5 protein-coding genes are annotated in these 2624 nt (G+C 42.4%); 1 reads left to right on the forward strand and 4 read right to left on the reverse strand.

The features are described 5' to 3' along the window. Positions 1-41: 41 nt before the first annotated feature. A complete protein-coding gene (locus FD12_RS10825; protein ID WP_056983146.1) occupies positions 42-341 on the reverse strand; it encodes a helix-turn-helix domain-containing protein in 300 nt (99 codons plus the stop codon). 188 nt (positions 342-529) lie between these two features. Here FD12_RS10825 and FD12_RS10830 point away from each other — a divergent pair, with 188 nt between their 5' ends. Next, a complete protein-coding gene (locus FD12_RS10830; RefSeq protein ID WP_054749120.1) occupies positions 530-1084 on the forward strand; it encodes a GNAT family N-acetyltransferase in 555 nt (184 codons plus the stop codon). A gap of 56 nt (positions 1085-1140) precedes the next feature. On the opposite strand, the gene FD12_RS10835 is transcribed toward FD12_RS10830, so the two are convergent. From FD12_RS10835 to FD12_RS10845, 3 genes are all read right to left on the reverse strand, one after another. Beyond that, entirely contained in the window at positions 1141-1524 is a 384-nt protein-coding gene (locus FD12_RS10835) for a type II toxin-antitoxin system HicB family antitoxin (protein WP_054749119.1), read from the reverse strand. Between the two features lie 74 nt (positions 1525-1598). Next, on the reverse strand, positions 1599-2078 hold the full coding sequence (locus FD12_RS10840; RefSeq protein WP_056983148.1) for a hypothetical protein: 480 nt from the start codon (positions 2076-2078) through the stop codon (positions 1599-1601). A gap of 5 nt (positions 2079-2083) precedes the next feature. Next, complete coding sequence (locus tag FD12_RS10845) at positions 2084-2563, reverse strand: ABC transporter ATP-binding protein (protein ID WP_082622245.1); 480 nt, start codon at positions 2561-2563, stop codon at positions 2084-2086. Between the last annotated feature and the right edge of the window lie 61 nt (positions 2564-2624).

A 2624-nucleotide genomic window follows, 5' to 3' on the forward strand; every position in this document is an offset into this window, starting at 1 on the left:
TTTCCTTTTTTGCAAAAGTATACCAAAACTCAATTTAGATCTCAAACAGTTTCTAAAAAAATAACATCAATTGCGAGGGTGAACCAAGTGATCGGCTTAATCCAAGCCAAAACTTCTCGTTTCTTCAAATATTCCTTCATGCCAACATCCTTCTTGAGAAGAACGTCTAATGAAAGCTGGTAAAGATTGCTGATTTGAATCAGACTATCAATATCTGGGTAACTATTTTCATTTTCCCAGCTTGAAATCATTTGCCGAGAGACATTGAGTTGATTGGCAACATTTTGTTGGGTTAACTGATGTTTAAGTCGTTCCTGTTTCAATCGATCACCAAATTTCATCAGACCGTTCTCCTTTCTTTTTGATATTCTCAGTGTAGGCTTGGCTTCCAAAAACACCTAGCAAAGAATCTAGGCATATTGACATGACGGGGGTGATGGCTTTAACGGAAACTCAAAAAGCGCATGTTTTCGTTTTGATATCCGATAACCGTTACGCTATGATAAAGGAAAAATTTGAAGGTGACTTCATGGAAACTGATAAAATTAAAATCCGTCCTTTACAGTCTAATGAATTGAAGTCTTTTTGGCAATTAGCCTTTAGCAATCCCCATGCTGAATGGACCAAGTGGAATGGGCCCTATTTTCATGACCGACTGCCATCTCAAGCTGAATTTATCACGACCATTGGCCCAGAAAAATGGCTTCATAATGAATTCCACTGGGTGATTACATTTAATGATGAAATAGTTGGCTCTGTTTCAGCTTATTTTGAAGACGGCCGCTTAAAACGATGGCTGGAAGTGGGCATTGTTATCTATCGAGATGACTTATGGGGCAAACACATTGGTCAAGTCGCCCTCCAACTCTGGATCAGCCACCTTTTCAATCAGGTCACCAACTTACCACATCTCGGCTTTACCACTTGGTCTGGCAATCAACGGATGATGGCCCTTGGCGATAAGGTAGGCATGAAGCTCGAAGGCCGAATTCGCCAGGTTAGATTCTGGCAGGGACAATATTATGATTCAGTGAAGTACGGCATTTTGAGGACGGAATGGCATGAACGCACAACATTATTTTAATTAAATTATCGACCTTAAAAAGGTTCTTGAACAAAACTCTGCTCAAGAACCTTTCTTTAACAACCAAACTTAGTTTTCAAAACACTTGTTGTTACTTGTGACAGATTCAGCTCATGCTCACGAGCCAACTGATCCAAGTATGCTGGAATCTCAACGGCAATCTTTGTCACTTCTGGATGTTGCATTCTAAATTCCGTAAGATCAACTGAAACATAAACAACCTGCTCGTTAGCTTTCAGGCTAATAGTCCCAATTTCTGAAGGCTTTGGGTAGTTTGTTTTATCTTGTAATAAGTTACCGATTAGGTCCATCGCCATTTTAATTGCATCAATCATGTTGTCTCCTTGGGTAAAGCCATTAGGAAAATCGGGAGCTTCGACAAAATAATGGCTTCCATCTTCGACTAACACAACGGGATAAATTACGATATCTGACTTCATAGACGGTCCTCCCAAATTCAGTGTCAAAATAATTACAGCTCAGCATTAACTATGCCACAATGAGGCGATTTCGCCTAGCAAACCGCCCCACTTGCCAAGCATTCACCGCCATAATGAAAATGAGTATCGCAATAAATAACCAGATTGGCCAATACCACGTGGACGCGATCGATAACTGGCGGGTGTTTTGGGTATTGATCACAATTTGCTTGATGGTTAAATACAGTGCCAACCTGCCCACCAACGATCGCAGATAACTGCCGTGGATTAGTCCCAAGAATTTCCCACTGGACGTACTCGTGACTCAAGCTTTGAACCACCAAGCGAACCACGCCGCTTAACACCATAAATAACGTGATCAACCCAAAGATTGCCGGGAAAATAAAGACTGGCGTTGGGTTGTGGGTTCCTAATGCCGCTTGATTCATCATCGCAAACGTAATCAATCCGGTCAGGCTCATCCCCATCAAAATGCTGGCAATCACAAACACAACTCCGGCCCCTAACCAGGCTCTCCAGGAATATTTAAATTGCAGCCAAATCATCTTAATCATGACGATCACTTCTTTTCATCATTCAATGCTTCAAACAAGTCTTGCGCGTTGGGCTTATCCAAAATTTGGCGCAATTGGCCATCCCGTAACGTAATGGCTCGATCGGTGTTGGCAGCCATTTCAATATCATGGGTCACCATGACGACACAGACACCTTGCTTGGTTAAGTCTCGCAACAATCCGAAAATAATCTTGCCGGAAACCGAATCCAGTGCCCCGGTTGGTTCATCAGCGAAAATCACTCGACAATTGGAAACCAATACCCGGGCAATGGCCACCTTCTGCCGTTCGCCGCCGGACAACGCGGTGACAAAGTTGGCTGGGGCCGCGTTAAAATTAATATCTTTCAACAATTGATCAATCTTTTGCTTATCCACCTTTTTTCGAGAGAGTCTTAATGGCAGCACAATATTATCGAATGCGGGTAAGGCTGGAATTAAATTATACGACTGAAAGATAAAACCCACCTGGGTGCGGCGAAAAATTGCTGACTTAGAAACTGTTTGAGATCTCTAAAAGCGGCGTAGGAAAACTGAGACAAACGCT

The sequence above is a fragment of the Lentilactobacillus rapi DSM 19907 = JCM 15042 genome, from assembly GCF_001436255.1.
GTDB lineage: Bacteria > Bacillota > Bacilli > Lactobacillales > Lactobacillaceae > Lentilactobacillus > Lentilactobacillus rapi.